Below are 17,808 nucleotides of genomic sequence, written 5' to 3'. Positions count from 1 at the left end.
CTTTCCCCGGTCACGCCGCTCGCCTAACCGGGCCGGCTTTATGACTGACGCCGCCCCCATCTCGAATCGCCGCGATGCGACTGCCCTGCGTGCCGAATTCGGCGCGACGGCCCGGCTGGCCGTGCCGCTGGCGGCGGCGAACCTGTTGCAGATGGCGGTCTATACCATCGACGTGCTGTTCATCGCGCGGATCGGGACACAGGAACTGGCAGCCAGCACGTTGGCGGTATCCAGCTATGGCCTGATGCTGTGGTGCACGATGGGCCTCATCAGCGCGGTCGCCCCTATGGCCGCCACCGCGCTGGGACGGGGCCGACATGCGGTTCGCGAAGTGCGGCGGTCTTTCCGCATGGCGCTTTGGCTATCGGTCTTGGCTGGCATCGCGGTCATGGTGGGTTCCAACCTTGCCGAACAATTCATGCTGCTGACCGGGCAGAGCCCGCAGATTGCCGCGATGGCGGGCGAGTACCTGCGCTGGCTGTCCCCTGCGGCGATACCCGTGCTGGCAGCGGCGGCCTTGCGAATCTTCGTATCGACGATGGACCGCGCCGTGATCGCGACCTGGGTGACCGTTCTGGCCCTGATCGTGAACTTTATCGGCAACTGGCTCCTGATCTTCGGCAACTGGGGCTTTCCGGCGCTTGGCCTGAAGGGCGCGGCGATTGCCAGCGTGATCACGTCCATGGTCGTCCTGGCCGCCTATGTCGCGATTATCCAGTCTGACAGGCGCATGCGGCGGCACTTCCTGTTCGGACGTCTGTGGCGGCCAGACTGGCAGCGATTGAACGAGCTTTGGCGCGTCGGCCTCCCGATCGGAGCGATCACGCTGGCCGAGGGCGGGCTGTTTTCGGGCGCCGCATACCTCATGGGCGCGATCGGAATGCTGGAACTGGCAGCGCATACCGTGGCTTTGCAACTGGGCGCGCTGGCGTTTCAGGTGCCGATGGGCATTGCGACGGCGGCTACGATCCGTGTCGGGCTGCACAATGGTGCCGGATCGCGCGAGGGCATCCACCGCGCCGGGCTTGCAGTCATCTGGGTCGTCATCGGTTTTGCCGGGCTGTTCGCGGCGGCGATGATCGGGATTCCCAAGGTGCTGCTGTCGTTGTTCTTCGATGTCGACGCGCCCGCCAATGCGGATGTCGTGCCGCTTGCGGTCACCTATCTGGTCGTCGCCGCCGCGTTCCAGCTGTTCGACGGGGCGCAAGTGGTTCTGGCGGGGCTCCTGCGCGGCCTCTCCGATACGCGAGTGCCTTTCATCCTTGCCGTGATCGGCTATTGGGTCTTCGGGTTCGGGACGGCCTACTATCTGGGCTTCCACACCGAATTCGGCGGACTGGGGGTCTGGATCGGTCTTGCCGTCGGGCTGATCGTCACCTCGGCCCTGCTCGGCTGGCGCTGGCACCGGCGCGAGAGTCTCGGGCTTGTCACCGGCGGGCGATAGGTCGCCGCGAACGCCCGACTGCAAACAGGCAACGGCCCGTCTCAAAAAAACTTGATGAACGCCGCTTGACGACCACGTTCACCCCGACCATATCGGCCCCGCTGGCACTCTCCGAGCGGGAGTGCCAATCGCAATAACCAACCCATTAATTGGAAGAGGTCATATCATGGCATTCCGTCCGCTTCACGACCGTGTTCTGGTCGAACGCATCGAAGCCGAAGAAAAGACCGCCGGTGGGATCATCATCCCCGACAGCGCCAAGGAAAAGCCCTCGGAGGGCCGTATCGTGGCGGTTGGCACCGGCACCCGCGCCGAAAACGGCACCGTCACCCCGCTCGACGTCAAGGAAGGCGACCGCGTCCTTTTCGGCAAGTGGTCGGGCACCGAAGTCAAGGTCGACGGCAAGGACCTGCTCATCATGAAGGAAAGCGACCTGCTCGGCGTCATGGCCTGAGCGGATCCTTCCTGACTTACTGCATTCTCAAAAGGAGAAATAACAATGGCTGCCAAGGACGTGAAATTCTCGCGTGACGCACGCGAACGCATCCTGAAGGGTGTCGACACCCTCGCCAACGCCGTGAAGGTCACGCTGGGCCCCAAGGGCCGCAACGTCGTGATCGACAAGAGCTTCGGCGCACCGCGTATCACCAAGGACGGCGTTTCCGTCGCCAAGGAAATCGAACTCAAGGACAAGTTCGAGAACATGGGCGCCCAGATGCTGCGCGAAGTCGCATCGAAGGCGAACGACGCTGCCGGTGACGGCACGACCACCGCGACCGTGCTGGCCCAGGCCATCGTGCGCGAAGGCATGAAGTCGGTTGCCGCCGGCATGAACCCGATGGACCTGAAGCGAGGCATCGACCTCGCGGTCACCAAGGTCGTCGCCGATCTGCAGAACCGTTCCAAGGACGTTTCCGGTACGTCTGAAATCGCCCAGGTCGGCGTGATTTCGGCCAACGGCGACAAGGAAGTCGGCGAAAAGATCGCCGAAGCCATGGAAAAGGTCGGCAAGGAAGGCGTCATCACCGTCGAGGAAGCCAAGGGCCTCGAATTCGAGCTGGACGTCGTCGAAGGCATGCAGTTCGACCGCGGCTACCTGTCGCCCTACTTCGTCACCAACGCCGAGAAGATGACCGTCGAACTGGATGACCCGTACATCCTGATCCACGAAAAGAAGCTCACCAACCTTCAGCCGATGCTCCCGATCCTGGAAGCCGTCGTGCAGTCGGGCCGTCCGCTTCTCATCATCGCGGAAGACATCGAAGGCGAAGCGCTCGCGACTCTCGTCGTCAACAAGCTGCGTGGCGGCCTGAAGATCGCTGCCGTCAAGGCTCCGGGCTTCGGCGATCGTCGCAAGGCCATGCTGCAGGACATCTCGATCCTGACCAACGGCGAAATGATCAGCGAAGACCTCGGCATCAAGCTCGAGAACGTGTCGCTGAACATGCTCGGCCAGGCCAAGCGCGTCACGATCGACAAGGACAACACCACGGTCGTCGACGGTGCCGGCGATGCGGAAGCCATCAAGGCCCGCGTCGAACAGATCCGCGCACAGATCGAATCGACCACGTCGGACTACGACCGTGAAAAGCTGCAGGAACGCCTCGCGAAGCTCGCCGGCGGTGTTGCGGTCATCAAGGTCGGCGGCGCTTCGGAAGTCGAAGTGAAGGAACGCAAGGACCGCGTCGACGACGCCCTGCACGCAACGCGCGCAGCCGTCGAAGAAGGCATCGTCCCCGGCGGCGGTACGGCCCTGCTTTACGCCACGAAGGCTCTCGAAGGCCTGAAGGGCGACAACGACGACCAGACCCGCGGTGTCGACATCATCCGCCAGGCCATCATGGCCCCGGTTCGCCAGATCGCGAGCAACGCCGGCTTCGACGGTGCGGTCGTCTCGGGCAACCTGCTGCGCGAAGGTGACGAAACGCAGGGCTTCAACGCTGCGACCGACGTGTACGAAAATCTCGTTGCTGCCGGCGTGATCGACCCGACCAAGGTCGTTCGTACTGCCCTGCAGGACGCAGCTTCGGTTGCCGGTCTGCTGATCACCACGGAAGCCGCGATCAGCGACATTCCGGAAGACAAGCCCGCCATGCCGGCGATGCCCGACATGGGCGGCATGGGCGGCATGGGCGGCATGGGCGGCTTCTAAAGCCACCTGCCATCCAGGCTCTGAAAACGGGCCAGACGCTGAAAACAGGGTCGCCGGACATGTTCCGGCGGCCCTTTTTCATGCCCGCTTTCCAACGGCTTCGCCAACTCCTGCCCTCGTATTGACCTGCCATGCGGCGCGTTGTGCGACTTAACATCAAAATTTTCGGCAATCGGGACACTTCGGCAGTCTCGGGCGTTGGCTAAACGAACAATAACGCAAAAATTTCGGAAGGGACGACTTATGCGCCTGCCGCACAAGGCCCACCTCGCCATCGTCGATGGCACAACCTTCACCCTGATGCGCAATGACGGATCGCCGGATTCGCCGTCACTCACCGCGGTCGACAAGCCCGAAGTGGAAGGCAGCAATTTCAGCGCGGGCGTGCGCCATCAGGACGATATCGGTCAGCGCCACGGGCGCACGGACCTCAACGAGCTGGCCCATGCCACCGCGGTTGCCGAATATCTCAATGGCGCGGTGCTGCAGGGCAAGATCGACAAGCTGGCCGTTGTTGCCGATCCCAAGTCGCTGGGCGAAATGCGCCGCCATTATCACAAGTCGCTCGAAGCCGTTCTTGTCGCCGAAGAGGCCAAGACCATGACAGGCGAACCGGTGGCACGGATCGAAAAAGTACTTCTTTCCGATTGATCAGAGAGCATCGAATTTGATGGACGGGTCGCAATTCAACCAGCCCGAATTCAGGTCTCCGGCGCTTGCCCGCGAAAGCGGGTCGGGCGCCGAAGCCGTTTTGGCCGAGCCGACAGATCGTGGTCGCACCGCGCGCTTCGTGCTGCGTGACCGCACGCATGAGGAGCACGAGGCGACCGAGGTGGCCTTTGCCCCCTTCGACCTTGGCAATATTAGCGATTACCGCGCCTTCCTGACCGCGCACGCCATGGCGCTGCCGCGGCTGGAACTGCACGTTACGGGACTTGGCTGGCAGGGCTGGCTGCCGCGCTACCCGCGCATTGCCGACGACCTTGCCGCGCTGTGTATTCCCCTGCCCGCACCGATGATCGCCTTTTCCGTCACCCCGGTATCGGCCTGGGGTGTGCAATACGTACTCGAAGGATCCCGCCTTGGCGGCAGGATCCTGTCCGATCGCGTGCCCAATGGACTACCGCGCAGCTACCTGTCGCCCGACGCTGACATGGGCCGCAGATGGCAAGCGTTCTGCGCCGCCTTCGACGATGCCTGTACCGGCGCGGATTGGCTGGACGAAGTCACTGATGCGGCTATAGAAACTTTCCGCGCCTTCCGCAGGGGGGCGATGGCCATGGCGGAGGACATTCGTTGAACCGACCCCAAGTGGGAACGGACACTGTTGATCTTACAAACTGTGATCGTGAACCCATCCATATTCTGGGCAATATTCAGCCCATCGGTTTCCTGATCGCGGTCGGCGCGGACTGGATCGTCCAGCGCGCCGCCAATACAGAGCCGTATCTCGGCATCGAACCGATCGGCCTGCTGGGCCGCCCGCTGCACGATATCTTCCTGCCTCATGCCCTGACTTCGCTTCGCGCGCGTGTGGGCAACTTGCGCGGCGATGACGCGGTCGAGCGGCTGTTCTCCGTACGTCTGATTTCCGACGCCGCGGCGTTCGATGTCGCCATTCACTTCTCGGGCCGATCGATCGTGATCGAATGCGAACCGGCCCGCGGTGATGAGATCGAAGTTGCGTCGCTGGTGCGCAGCATGATCACGCGCATCCAGTCGACCGACACGCTTTCCAACATCTTTCGCGAAGGCGCACGGCAGGTCCGTCTGCTGACCGGCTTTGACCGGGTCATGGTCTACCGTTTCGGACAAAGCGGTTCGGGTGAAGTTGTGGCGGAGGCGCTAGAGCCTGGCGTCGACAGCTTCCTGGGCCTGAACTTTCCCGCATCCGACGTCCCGAAACAGGCCCGCAAGCTTTACTTGCGCAACGTCTTTCGCATCATCGCCGACGTGAACGACGAACCGAAGCCGATCGAACCGGCAAGCACGGGCGAACCGCTCGACCTTTCGCTGTCGCTGTTCCGCGCGGTGTCGCCGATCCACGTAGAATACCTTAAAAACATGGGCGTACGCGCCTCGCTGTCGATCTCGATCATCATCGACGGGAAGCTGTGGGGCCTGTTCGCGTGCCACCATTACAGCCCGCGCCTGCCCAGTTTTGCCGAACGCAGCGCGGCCGAACTTTTCGGCCAGATGTTCTCGCTGGTTCTCGAAAGCCGCCTGCGCTCGGAAACCACCGCGTACGAGGACAAGGCACGCCGCGTGGCAGACCGCCTGATGGCCGCAGCCGCGCAGGACACCGAGCGGCTGACCGACGCGCAGTGGATGGGCGACCTCGTCATGGACGCGATCCCCGCCGACGGCGTTGGCGTGTTCGTGGAAGGCAATGTCTCGCTCAGCGGACTGACCCCGAACGAGGAGCAGTTCCGCACGCTTGCCAATATCCTGAACCGGGGTGAAGCGAGCCAGATCTTCACCACAAACCGAATTTCGGAAATCCTGCCCGAGGCGGAGGCATATGGCTCCAAGGCGGCAGGCCTGCTTGCCGTGCCGATTTCGCGTCGGCCGCGCGACTATGTCGTCCTTTTCCGCTCGGAACGGCTGCGGTCTGTGCGCTGGGCCGGGAACCAGGAAAAGGAAATCGAATACGGGCCGAACGGTGCCCGCCTGACCCCACGCAAGAGCTTCGAGGAATGGTCGGAACTCGTCCGCGGCGAAGCGGCCCCGTTTACCGAGGCGGAGATGCGCGTGGCCGACGCCTTGCGTTCAACCCTGCTGGAAGTGGTCTTGCGCCTGACCGAAGCAGCAAGCGAGGACCGCAGGCGCGCCAGCGAGCAGCAGAAGCTGCTTATCAGCGAACTGAACCACCGCGTACGCAACATCCTTGCACTGATCCGCGCGCTCGTCGGGCAGACCAGCCGCAACGCAGATAATGTCGGTGCGTTCATCAGCACACTCGATTCGCGAATCCAGTCGCTGGCCCGAGCGCATGATCAGTTGACCGCCGACCAGTGGGGTCCAGCGCGTCTGGAAGACCTGATCGTGACCGAGGCGAGAGCCTATTTCGAAGCGGGGCACCAGTCCGTACGCATGGACGGCCCCGATGTCGCGATCACCCCCGAGGCCTTTACCGTCTTGGCGCTCGTCATCCACGAACTGGTGACCAATGCCGCGAAATACGGCGCGCTGAGCGATAGCGGCACGGTCGATGTCAGCTGGAAGATCATCGAAGACGGTTCGCTCGCGATCGAGTGGCGCGAAATAGGCGGCCCCGCTGTCATGCCGCCCAAGCGGCGCGGTTTCGGCACGACGGTCATCGAAAACTCGATCCCCCACGAGCTGGGCGGTGAGGCCAAGGTCTTCTACAAGACCGCCGGTTTCGAAGGACGTTTCGTGATACCGGGCCGCTATGTCGCCGAAAGCAATGGAGCAGAGGTTCACAAGGCCGTGCCCTCCAGCAAGTCCGGCGGCGAGGCCTTGATTACCGGCAAGCAGGTCCTTCTGGTCGAAGACAGTGCGCTGATCGCTCTCGATGCCGAAGACTCGCTGCGCGAACTTGGCGCGGGCGAGGTCTACCTTGCGGCGAGCAACGCCAACGCGGCGAGAATCCTTGAGGAGCGCGAAATCGATCTGGCCGTGCTGGACTTCAACCTCGGGCGGGAAAACTCGTCACCCACGGCGGAAAAGCTGATGAACGCGGGAATCCCGTTTATCTTCGCATCGGGTTATGGCGGTGAGGACACAATGCCCGAACGGTTCCAGCACGTGCCGATGATCGTGAAGCCCTATGGCACCACACAGATGGGACAGGCCCTGGCCGAACTCGCCGTCAAGGAAGACCCCGAAGCCGGTTCAGACTGACGGCATCTGCTGGCTGGCGCAGTGGAAGCTGCCACCGCCGGCCAGCACCGCGCCTGCCGGAAGACCGATCGCCGGGCGGTCATGGAACAGCGCATCGACCGCCGCCACGCCATCATCATCGTGAACCGATCCGTAAGTCGGCACGACCACGAGGTGCGTGGTGATCGCAAAGTTCATGTAGCTCGCCGGTTCGACGAAATCGCCCGCAGTGATGAGCCCCGGCGAAGGCACGTCCACGACCTTGAGACCGGCCGCCAGCGCCCTGTCGCGCGCATCGGCATAGATCGCCCGGTTGGGATCGTCGGAGCCGGTCGGCAAAGGCAATGCCAGCGTACCTTCGGCAACGAAGCGGGCGAGATTGTCGACATGGCCATCGGTATGATCGTTCAGCAAACCGTCGCCCAGCCAGACGACCCGGCCCATGCCCAGATCGGCGGAAAGCCTGCCCTCGATATCGCCGCGCGACATGGCGGGATTGCGATTGGGGTTGAGCAGGCACTGCTCGGTCGTAACGACCAGCCCGCTGCCGTCCCCCTCGATCGCCCCGCCCTCGAGGATCCAGTCCGAGGTCCTGAGCGGCAGCTCCGCATCGCGCGCAAGTTCCGCTCCCACGGTCTGGTCCCCGTCCATCAGGTACTTCCCGCCCCATCCGTTGAAGCCGAAGCGCCGCGCGGCGCGGTTGCCCTGGCCGTCGGTCAGGACCAGCGGCCCGGTATCGCGCAGCCAGATATCGCCATAGACCCGCCGCTCCAGCTTGACTGCCGCGCTCGTCAGCTGGCGCGCCCGCATCTCGTTCGCGCCGTCACGTACCAGCAGCCGTACTTCCTGGCCGGTTTCGGCCACGGCATTTGCGAAGGCGGCGATTTCTTCCTGCGCCTGATCGATCACGCCCGACCATTCCGACGGATCATGCGGAAAGCCTATCCAGATCCAGTCCTGTGCTTGCCATTCGGGCGGCATCCGCCAAGTGGTATCGGTCATCGTAGCGTGTTGTCCTGATGATAACGGGTTGGCACCTGATCGTCTGGCGCGCACCGGTGCCAGAGCGTGCACAGGCAGGCAAGGCGAAGAACAACCATGCTCGCACCCAGGTTCCCCTTCTGATAGCCAGAGGACCATGATTACGACAAAATCCCTGCTTGCCGCCTCGCTCGCTGTCGTGCTCGTCGCCTGCGGGACAGAGCAGGCACCGGCCCCTTCGCCGACGGAGGGGATGGCCACGCCGGACCCGACGCAGACCGCGCTACCGGGCGAATCGCGCTTCCCGCAGTCGTTCCGCGCACTGGGCACGGAACCGTTCTGGGCCATTCATGTCAGCGAAGGGAAACTGCGCTACATGACACCTGAAGATCAGGAAGGGCGGCAGATCGACGTCATCCGCGAACAGACCGAAAGCAACGAGCTTGCCCTTTCGGGCGAACTGGACGGCGATGACCTGATGCTATCGGTGACGCAAGAGCCGTGTTCGGACGGTATGTCTGACCGCAGCTACCCCTTTGCGTCGACCTTGCGGTTGGGAACGGAGACCTTCCACGGATGCGCCCGTCCGACCGAGCCCTGATGGTGCGGCGCACAATAAGATTTGCGTCAGCCCCATAAGAATGCTCCTCTTTTCACGTATTAATATGCTGACGTGGCTGAATTACAATGGTTTACGTGATTAGTTGCATTTTGTGCAATTTACATTTCTGTTTTCGCACTTGCGAGATAGCCGCCGAACCGGCACTTAGGACGGGCCTTACAGGCATCCTCTCCCAAACTTATACGGCCCGGTCGGTCTTCCGCCCGGGCCTTTTTTTGTCCGAAATCCGCATGGCGAAGCGGCCTGACCGTTTGCATGTGGCGGAACCACTTCCCATCTCGTCCTTTGAGACCGTACCAGACAGGACGAGGACAATTTCATGGCCGACGCAGGCGCTGCGATCGAAAACGAGGTCAAGCTGCAGGTCGCAGCCGCGAAGCAGGAGGAATCGGGCCATGGCATCGCCCGCATCCCGCGCACCGCGATGGCAACACTTGGCATTACCGAAGGGGACGTGATCGAGATCGAGGGCAAGCGCAAGACGCCTGCCCGCGCCCTTCTGCCCTATCCCGAAGACGAAGGGCTGGACGTGATCCGGCTCGACGGGCTCGAACGCGGCAATGCCGAAGTGGGTTCGGGCGAGCATGTCTGTGTCCGCAAGGCCGATTCGCGCCCCGCCACCCGCGTCGTGTTCGCCCCGGCCCAGCGCGAGATGCGCCTGCAGGGCCCGGCAGAGGCGCTGCGCCGCAATTTCTTCGGACGCCCGCTTACCGCCGGCGATCTTGTCGCCACGCGCGGGCAGCAGCGCGTTCAGGACATGCCGCCCGAAATCGCGCGCATGTTCAACGCGCCCGCCTATGCCCTGACCCAGATCCGCCTTTCTGTCGTGTCGACCACGCCCAAAGGCATCGTCCACATCGACGAGAATACCGAAGTCGAGCTGAAGGCGGAGTTCGAAGAACCGCGCGACGCCCGTGCGGCCGTCAACTACGACGACGTCGGCGGGATGAGCGAGACGATCCAGCAGCTTCGCGAGATGGTCGAACTGCCGCTGCGCTATCCCGAACTGTTCACCCGCCTTGGTGTCGATCCGCCCAAGGGCGTGCTGCTGCACGGCCCGCCGGGAACGGGCAAGACGCGCCTGGCCCAGGCCGTCGCCAACGAATCGGACGCGAATTTCTTCCTGATCAACGGGCCGGAAATCATGGGTTCGGCCTATGGCGAATCCGAAAAGCGCCTGCGCGAGGTCTTCGAAGAGGCAGAGAAGAACAGCCCCTCCATCGTCTTCATCGACGAGATCGATTCGATCGCGCCCAAACGCCAGAACGTGCAGGGTGAGGCGGAGAAGCGCCTTGTCGCACAGCTTCTGACGTTGATGGACGGGCTTCAGGCGCGGTCCAACCTTGTCGTCATCGCGGCAACCAACCGGCCCGACGCCATCGACGAGGCGCTGCGCCGCCCCGGCCGTTTCGACCGCGAGATCATCGTCGGGGTTCCCGATGAAAGCGGGCGCAAGGAAATCCTCGCGATCCACACGCGCGGCATGCCGCTGGCCGACGACGTCGACCTGAAGGAACTCGCCCGCAAGACGCACGGTTTCGTCGGCGCGGACCTTGCCGCACTGGCGCGTGAGGCCGCTATCGACGCGGTGCGCCGGATCATGCCGCGCATCGACCTCGATGCCCGCACGATCCCGCCCGAAGTGCTGGACGACCTGAAAGTCGTGCGCGACGATTTCATCTCCGCTTCAAAGCGCATCCAGCCCAGCGCCATGCGCGAAGTCATGGTGCAGGCCCCGTCTGTCGGATGGTCCGACATCGGCGGTCTGGACGATGCGACCGAAATGCTGCGCGAAGGCGTGGAACTGCCGCTGAAGAACCCCGACGCTTTCAAGCGCCTGGGCATCCGTCCGGCCAAGGGCTTCCTGCTCTATGGTCCGCCGGGAACCGGCAAGACACTGCTGGCCAAGGCCGTCGCCAAGGAAGCGGAGGCGAACTTCATCTCGATGAAGTCGTCCGATCTCCTCTCCAAGTGGTACGGCGAAAGCGAACAGCAGATTTCGAAGCTTTTCGCCCGCGCCAGACAGGTCGCCCCTTGCGTCGTCTTCATCGACGAGATCGACAGCCTGGTCCCCGCACGCGGGTCCAGCGGCAACGAGCCGCAAGTCACCGCCCGCGTGGTCAATACGATCCTGGCGGAAATGGACGGCTTGGAAGAACTGCAGTCGATCGTCGTCATCGGTGCCACCAACCGGCCCACGTTGGTCGATCCGGCGCTGCTGCGTCCGGGCCGTTTTGACGAGCTGGTCTATGTCGGCGCGCCGAACGAACCGGGCCGCCTGCACATCCTCAAGATCCACACTTCGGCCATGCCCTTGGCAGAAGACGTCGACCTGGCCGACGTCGCGAAGAAGACCGAACGCTATACCGGCGCAGACCTTGAAGACGTGGTCCGCCGCGCGGGCCTCAACGCCATTCGGCGCGAAGGTTCGAACGTGTCCACCGTCACCAAGACGGACTTCGAGGACGCGCTGGAGGATTCGCGCCCGACGGTGACCGACCGGATGGAGAGCGAATACGCCAAGATGCGCGGCGAGTTGAAACGGCGCGCGGCCGAAGTGAACCCCATCGGGTTCGTGACGCCGGGGATGTTGAGCCCGACCCGCGACAACAAGCACGAATAAGGGAAAGGCCCGCCACCATGGCGGGCCTTTTTCGTATCAGCCCTGCAGGATAGCCGGAGCGCCCTCGACACGGACCGGTTCGGTCGTGCGCAGGCGCTGGCTGGCGATGGCGTCGGGCATTTCGCGGCGCAGCCAGTCCATCATCGATTCGCGGATCGCGACGCGAAGGTCCCAAAGCTCTTGCGCAGCGGTCGCACTGACCAGCAGGCGCACTTCCATCGCATTCGGTTTCAGGTCGGTGACCTGCACGTTCTGAACCCGCCCGTCGAAAAGACCGTGATCGGCGATCTGGCGTTCGAATTCCTCGCGGATCGGGGCGACATCGGTTGCGGGATCGACATAGAGCATGACCGAGCCGAGCAGCTGCGACCCGCGCTTGGTCCAGTTTTCGAAGGTTTCCTCAAGGAACTTGGTCGTCGGCACGACCAGCCGCCGCTCGTCCCATATCTTCACGACCACGTAAGTCGTCTTGATATCCTCGATCCGGCCCCATTCCCCGTCCACGATCACGACATCGTCGATGGCGATCGGTTCGGTCAGCGCCATCTGCATCCCCGCGATCAGCGACTTGAGCGCAGGCTGTGCCGCCGCGCCGACGGCAAGGCCGGCAAGGCCGGCCGAAGCCATCAGGGTCACACCGATATCGCGCACGCCGGGAATCGACAGGAGCATGAGGCCCACGGTGACGAAAATGATGACCGCGGTTCCGATGCGAGAGAATATGGCCAGCCGCGTGCGTTTGCGCCGCGCGCGCTGATTGTCGGCAACGGTGATATCCGCCCGGATGGTCATCGCGTGGATGAAAGCGTGCAGGATGGCCAGCGCGATCCAGCCGACCAGTGCGGGCATGACGAAGCCCGCCACGCGCTCCCATACCGTCTCCAGCAGGGGGATTTCCCGCGCCGCGAGGACCAGACCCAGTGCGATCAAGGCATAGCGCGAAGGCCGAGCCAGCTTGCGCACCAGAAGGTCGTCGGTACTGCTGTCGCTGCCCTTGGCGAACTTCCTGAGGATACGGAAGATGAACCGGTGCACGACAAGGGCCGCGAGGATGGCGATGGCCGCGGCCAGCAGCGCGACGGCGCTATCACTCATCCACGGCGGGGTTTCGGCGAGCAGGTCTTGAATCGCTTGCATGGCGGCGAACCTAGGTTGCTGCACTGCAACATTCAACGCCCCTTAAACTTCAAGGCGGGCAATCCGGCGCGGTTCAGGACGTGGGAACGCTCGCCGCGGCGAACGGGAAGTGGATATCGACGATCATGCCGTCAGGCTCGAACCGGCGCTCGATCGCGCCGCCGAGCTGGCGCGCGCTGCTTTGCATGAGCATCGAGCCGAAACCCGTACGATCGCTGGGCGGGGTCGGATTTGGCGAGGTTTCCTTCCACGCGAGGCGAAGCGCGCGATCGGCGCCCGCGCCTTCGTACGCCCAGTCGATGGCGATCTTGCCGCCCTCGCCAGACCAGGCGCCATACTTGACCGCATTGGTTGCCAGTTCGTGCAACACAAGGCCCAGCGGCGTCGCCTCCCTCGGCGTCAGATCGACGTCGGGGCCGGAAACCTCGACCACGCTGCCTGCGTCCGAATAGGGCGCGAGCACCTTGTCGATCAGCACCCGCATCCGCGCTGTGCCGTCCGGCCCCTTGCCCTGTGTCGCGTCATGGGCATCGAGAAGCGCGTGAATGCGGGCCGATATGCTCTCGACCACGGGTGCAGCCTCGGGCTTGTCGCGCGCGCTCATCCTCACGATGGCAAGGATGACCGCGAAAAGGTTCTTCACGCGGTGATTAAGCTCGTGGGCCAGCAGGTCGGCACGGTCGCGCGCCTCGGCCAGTTCGGCCGCCTGCGCGGCCTGCGCCTCTGCGTGAGCGGCGCGAACGGTGGACCACAGGCCAAGTCCCAGTGCGCCGATCGTCAGCAGGAGCGTCAGCGACAGGAGCGGAAGAATGCGATCTTCGGCAGCGGCCGCCTCTTGCGTGGCAGAGGCGAGGATGCCCTGCTCCAACGCTTCCATCTCAGACAGGGAATTGCGCAGCCGCTCCATCGCGATGCGCCCTTCGTCCGACAGGATCCGCTGCTGCGCATCGCGGATTTCGCCCCGCCCGATCATCTCGACGGTCGTGGCCAGTTCCTCGAACTTGGCGTCGGCGTGCTGTTCGATGACCGAGAGCAATTCGCGCTGGCGCGGAAGCATGCCCGCTGCCTCGACCTCGACCTTCAGCCGCTCCATCGATCGCGGATAGAGCGAACGGCCCAGTTCGTATGAGGCCAGGTATCGCTTGTCGAGCGTGATGAAATAGCCGCGCTGACCCGCCTCGGCATTGATTGCCGCCCGGTCGATGTCGCGCACCGCGTACATGATCTCATTGGTCCGCTCGACCTGCTGACGCTCGGCCCGCTCGCTCGCGATCGTGGACCAGACGAGCAGCAGGCTGCCGATCAGGCCGACCGCGGTCAGCGTCAGGACGAGAAGGATCGGCGCACGGCGCTGGCGCGAGCCGCCGGTATCGTCCGGCCGCAACATATTGAACAATTGCAATGGCATTCCTGTGCTAACCGTCCACGAGCCCGTTTTGCGGCGACAACAGGCCGCGCCCTTCTCTCTGGCAGATTGGCACCCGCGTCAATCGACTTGGCCGGACGTTCAAGGCGGCTAGTGCGCCTCGCCCCACGACTTGCCGGTGCCGATGTCGATGCCCAGCGGCACGTCGAGCGTGACGGACGGCAAGGCGGCTTCTGCCATGACCCGCTCGATAATCGGGCTGGCGGCGGCAACATCGCCTTCGGGCAGTTCGAAGACCAGTTCGTCGTGCACCTGCAACAGCATCCGCACGTCCTTCAGCCCCGCATCGCGCAGCGCCGGCAGCATGCGGGCCATCGCGCGCTTGATGATGTCGGCGCTGGTGCCCTGTATCGGCGCGTTGATCGCGGCACGTTCGGCCCCTTGGCGTTCGGCCTGGTTCTTCGAATTGATGTTGCGGAAGTGGGTCTTTCGCCCGAACAGCGTCTCGGAATACCCGCATTCGCGCACTTTTTCGAGCGTTGCGACGATGTAGCGCTGGATGCCGGGGAAACGCTCGAAATAGCGGTCGATCATGCCCTGCGCCTCTTCCGCGTCGGTGCCTAGCCGTCCAGCAAGGCCCCAGCGCGAGATGCCGTAAAGGATCGCGAAGTTGATCGTCTTGGCCTGCGCGCGGGTGTCGCGGGTGACCTCGCCATACATTTCGAGCGCGGTGCGGGCATGGATGTCCTCACCATTGGCGAACGCTTCCTTGAGCGGCGGAACATCGGCCATGTGCGCGGCAAGGCGCAATTCGATCTGGCTATAGTCGGCGGCCAGCAGGACATTGCCTTCCTCCGCCACGAAAGCCTCGCGGATGCGGCGGCCGGTTTCGGTGCGGATCGGGATGTTCTGCAAGTTCGGATCGGTCGATGAAAGCCGCCCGGTCTGCGCACCGACAAGGCTGTAGCTGGTATGCACGCGGCCCGTGCGCAGGTTGATCGCCTCCTGCAACGCCTCGGTATAAGTAGAGCGCAGCTTCGACAGCTGCCGCCAGTCGAGCACGCGGGCAGCCATGTCCACGCCCTGCGCGGCAAGCTTTTCGAGCACCGACTGGTCGGTCGAATACTGCCCGCTCTTGCCTTTCTTGCCGCCCTTGTAGCCCATCTTGTCGAACAGGATCTCGCCAAGCTGCTTCGGGCTGCCGACGGTGAACGGCTCTCCGGCCATTTCGTGAATCTGCTTTTCCAGCGCATCGATCTGGCCGCCGAATTCCGACGAAAGCCCCGACAGGAAATCGCGGTCGACCTTGATGCCTTCACGCTCCATCCCGGCGACGACGGGGATCAGCGGGCGGTCCACCTGCTCATAGATACGCGTCGCGCCTTCGTCTGCCACGCGCTGGCGCAGGACCTTCCACAGACGCCAAGTCACGTCCGCGTCCTCGGCGGCATAGCGGGTCGCCTTGTCGAGTGGGACCGCGCTGAACGGGATCTGCTTCTTGCCGGTGCCGCAGATATCCTTGAAGGTCAGCGTCGTATGGCCAAGGTGCGTCTCGGCCAGCGAGTCCATGCCATGCGCCTGCCCGATGCCGCCGCCGCCGCGCCCGGCGTCGAGGTCGAAGGACAGGATCATCGTGTCCTCCACCGGCCCCATCGCGATGTCGTGACGGGACAGCACGTTGATGTCGTACTTGATGTTCTGCCCGACCTTCAGCACCGCATCGCTTTCCAGCAGCGGCTTCAGTTTTGCGAGCGCGACGTCCATCGGCACCTGTTCGGGCTTTTCGGCGAACATGTCGTCGCTGCCGTGACCCAGGGGGATGTAACAGGCGTCATTGGGGCCAAGCGCCAGCGACACGCCGGCAAGCTCCGCCCGCATCGCGTCGAGCGAGCTGGTCTCGGTATCGATGGCCACGGCATGGGCCGTAAAGGCGCGTTCGATCCATGCCTCCAGGCGTTCGACGCTCTGCACACATTCATATGTATCGAGATCGATCTTCGGCCATTCGGGAAGCGGTTGGCGGGTCGCGCCCTCGACCTGCTCCGCTGCCGCGTTCTCCGCCTTGGCGGGATTGAGGTCGGTGGGCCGCGCCGGGCTGCCCGCGCCGTTGCCCAAACGCTTGAGCAGCGAGGTGAAGCCGTGCTTCGACAGGAACGCCGCCAGCGGATCGGGCGGGATACCGTCGAGCGCAAAATCCTTCAGCTCCATGGGAAGATCGCAATCCTCCTTCAGCTGCACAAGCTCGCGGGACAGGCGCGCCATGTCCGCGTGTTCGATGAGGTTTTCCTTCATCTTCGATTTCTTCATGTCCGGCGCGGCGGACAGAACGGCCTCAAGCGTGCCATATTCGTTGATCAGCTTCGATGCCGTCTTGGGGCCGATGCCCCGGACGCCGGGCACATTGTCGACGCTGTCCCCCATGAGAGCGAGGACATCACCCAGCTGTTCGGGCAGGACGCCGAACTTTTCCTGCACTTCGGGTATGTCGATGCGCGCGTTCTTCATCGTGTCGAGCATGTCGACACAGCCGCCCTCGACCCCGTCATCGGCATCGCCGCACTGTCCGACCAGCTGCATCAGGTCCTTGTCCGAGGACACGATCGTCACGTCCCAGCCCTTGCGGGTCGCTGCGCGCGCATAGCTGGCGATCAGATCGTCGGCCTCCAGCATCTCTTCCTCGATGCAGGGCAGGCTGAAAGCGCGGGTCGCGTCGCGAATCAACGGGAACTGCGGCACCAGGTCTTCGGGCGGCGGCGGGCGATTCGCCTTGTAATCGGGAAACAGGTCGTGCCGGAACGATCGCGACGCCTTGTCGAGAATCACCGCAAGGTGCGTCGGCCCATCCGCATCGTCGAGATCCTGCGCCAGCTTCCACAGCATCGTCGTATAGCCATAGACGGCACCCACCGGCGTCCCTTCGGGATCGGTCAGCGGCGGCAATCTGTGATAGGCGCGAAAGATATAGGCCGACCCGTCGACGAGATAGAGATGGGGCCTGCGATTCGCGGATTCGGCAGGGCTTTCGGCGGAAGTTTTCGTGTCGGCATCGCTCATGGCCAAGGGGATTAGCAGGGGGCCGCGGTAAGGTCAGCCGCTGATTTGCCCAAAAGCACAGGCAATCGGACGGCAGGAAACAGCCGGAAAGGGCCAAAAAAAGCGGCCTTTGCCCCAATTCCGCCTCAATACGCCGCATTGTTGCCCAAGTGTCCTGCGACAAGGAGCGTGGCGTTTTGCATGAGAACGCTTGCATCCCGATTCGGAAGTGTTTATTTGTGCCTCCATGGTTCGGTCCATGAGGGTCGGATCGCACGTGTTTGAGGGTCTCGGCACGTATTATTCTGAATAAGGATGCATATTCATGCGCAAGATCATTCTCGCCGCCGCCGTTGCTGGCGCTGCTCTCTCGCTGACCGCTTGCTCGGAAGGCACGCAGGATTCGGCTGAAGCTACCGTTGATTCGGCTGCTGATGACACCTCAGAAAACATGGACGAAGCCGGCATGGCCGTCGAAGCAGCTGCTGACGATGCTGCTGCTGCTGCTGACGAAGCCGCTGCTGAAGTCGAAGCCGACGTTCAGGGCGAAACCGAAGCAGAAGCACAGGCTGACTGAGCCTAAGCTTTCAAGCTTTACGAAAAGGGC

At 63.5% G+C, this 17,808-nt stretch carries 13 protein-coding genes; 9 read left to right on the top strand and 4 right to left on the bottom strand.

Going from position 1 to position 17,808, the window contains the following annotated elements; genetic code table 11:
- Nucleotides 1-40 precede the first annotated feature (40 nt).
- From FAX90_RS09775 to FAX90_RS09750, 6 genes are all read left to right on the top strand, one after another.
- Nucleotides 41-1,444: an MATE family efflux transporter gene (locus FAX90_RS09775; RefSeq protein WP_144097196.1), complete on the top strand. Its 1,404-nt coding sequence runs from the start codon at nucleotides 41-43 to the stop codon at nucleotides 1,442-1,444.
- Nucleotides 1,445-1,610: 166 nt separating this feature from the next.
- Nucleotides 1,611-1,898 (top strand): co-chaperone GroES, encoded by a 288-nt coding sequence (gene groES, locus FAX90_RS09770; protein ID WP_144097195.1) that lies wholly within the window; start codon nucleotides 1,611-1,613, stop codon nucleotides 1,896-1,898.
- 45 nt (nucleotides 1,899-1,943) lie between these two features.
- The gene (groL, locus tag FAX90_RS09765; RefSeq protein WP_144097194.1) at nucleotides 1,944-3,596 is read left to right on the top strand and encodes a chaperonin GroEL; all 1,653 of its coding nucleotides are present in this window, start codon (nucleotides 1,944-1,946) and stop codon (nucleotides 3,594-3,596) included.
- Nucleotides 3,597-3,839: 243 nt separating this feature from the next.
- Complete coding sequence (locus FAX90_RS09760; protein ID WP_144097193.1) at nucleotides 3,840-4,247, top strand: baeRF12 domain-containing protein; 408 nt, start codon at nucleotides 3,840-3,842, stop codon at nucleotides 4,245-4,247.
- Nucleotides 4,248-4,266: 19 nt separating this feature from the next.
- Complete coding sequence (locus FAX90_RS09755; RefSeq protein ID WP_144097192.1) at nucleotides 4,267-4,896, top strand: biliverdin-producing heme oxygenase; 630 nt, start codon at nucleotides 4,267-4,269, stop codon at nucleotides 4,894-4,896.
- Nucleotides 4,897-4,907: 11 nt separating this feature from the next.
- Entirely contained in the window at nucleotides 4,908-7,460 is a 2,553-nt protein-coding gene (locus FAX90_RS09750; RefSeq protein WP_240704829.1) for an HWE histidine kinase domain-containing protein, read from the top strand.
- On the opposite strand, the gene FAX90_RS09745 is transcribed toward FAX90_RS09750, so the two are convergent.
- Entirely contained in the window at nucleotides 7,452-8,441 is a 990-nt protein-coding gene (locus FAX90_RS09745; RefSeq protein WP_144097190.1) for an agmatine deiminase family protein, read from the bottom strand. The genes FAX90_RS09750 and FAX90_RS09745 overlap by 9 nt on opposite strands.
- Nucleotides 8,442-8,577: 136 nt before the next feature.
- Here FAX90_RS09745 and FAX90_RS09740 point away from each other — a divergent pair, with 136 nt between their 5' ends.
- Together FAX90_RS09740 and FAX90_RS09735 are read left to right on the top strand one after the other, a co-directional pair.
- Nucleotides 8,578-9,021 (top strand): COG3650 family protein, encoded by a 444-nt coding sequence (locus FAX90_RS09740; protein WP_144097189.1) that lies wholly within the window; start codon nucleotides 8,578-8,580, stop codon nucleotides 9,019-9,021.
- Between the two features lie 340 nt (nucleotides 9,022-9,361).
- Nucleotides 9,362-11,665, top strand: coding sequence for a CDC48 family AAA ATPase (locus FAX90_RS09735; protein WP_144097188.1), 2,304 nt, complete (start codon nucleotides 9,362-9,364; stop codon nucleotides 11,663-11,665).
- Between the two features lie 36 nt (nucleotides 11,666-11,701).
- Here FAX90_RS09735 and FAX90_RS09730 read toward each other — a convergent pair whose 3' ends face one another.
- The 3 genes from FAX90_RS09730 to polA form a co-directional block, all read right to left on the bottom strand.
- On the bottom strand, nucleotides 11,702-12,802 hold the full coding sequence (locus FAX90_RS09730; RefSeq protein WP_144097187.1) for a mechanosensitive ion channel family protein: 1,101 nt from the start codon (nucleotides 12,800-12,802) through the stop codon (nucleotides 11,702-11,704).
- 73 nt (nucleotides 12,803-12,875) lie between these two features.
- The gene (locus tag FAX90_RS09725) at nucleotides 12,876-14,189 is read right to left on the bottom strand and encodes a CHASE3 domain-containing protein (RefSeq protein ID WP_170234931.1); all 1,314 of its coding nucleotides are present in this window, start codon (nucleotides 14,187-14,189) and stop codon (nucleotides 12,876-12,878) included.
- 129 nt (nucleotides 14,190-14,318) lie between these two features.
- Nucleotides 14,319-17,222, bottom strand: coding sequence for a DNA polymerase I (gene polA, locus FAX90_RS09720; RefSeq protein WP_144097185.1), 2,904 nt, complete (start codon nucleotides 17,220-17,222; stop codon nucleotides 14,319-14,321).
- Between the two features lie 304 nt (nucleotides 17,223-17,526).
- Between polA and FAX90_RS09715 the strand changes: the two genes are divergently transcribed.
- Nucleotides 17,527-17,778: a hypothetical protein gene (locus FAX90_RS09715; RefSeq protein WP_144097184.1), complete on the top strand. Its 252-nt coding sequence runs from the start codon at nucleotides 17,527-17,529 to the stop codon at nucleotides 17,776-17,778.
- The last annotated feature ends 30 nt before the right edge of the window (nucleotides 17,779-17,808 follow it).

This window comes from Croceicoccus sediminis, from assembly GCF_007570835.1.
Taxonomy (GTDB): Bacteria; Pseudomonadota; Alphaproteobacteria; order Sphingomonadales; family Sphingomonadaceae; genus Croceicoccus; species Croceicoccus sediminis.
The sequence above is the reverse complement of the archived record's forward strand: the minus strand, read 5'-3'. Positions and strand labels throughout refer to the sequence as shown.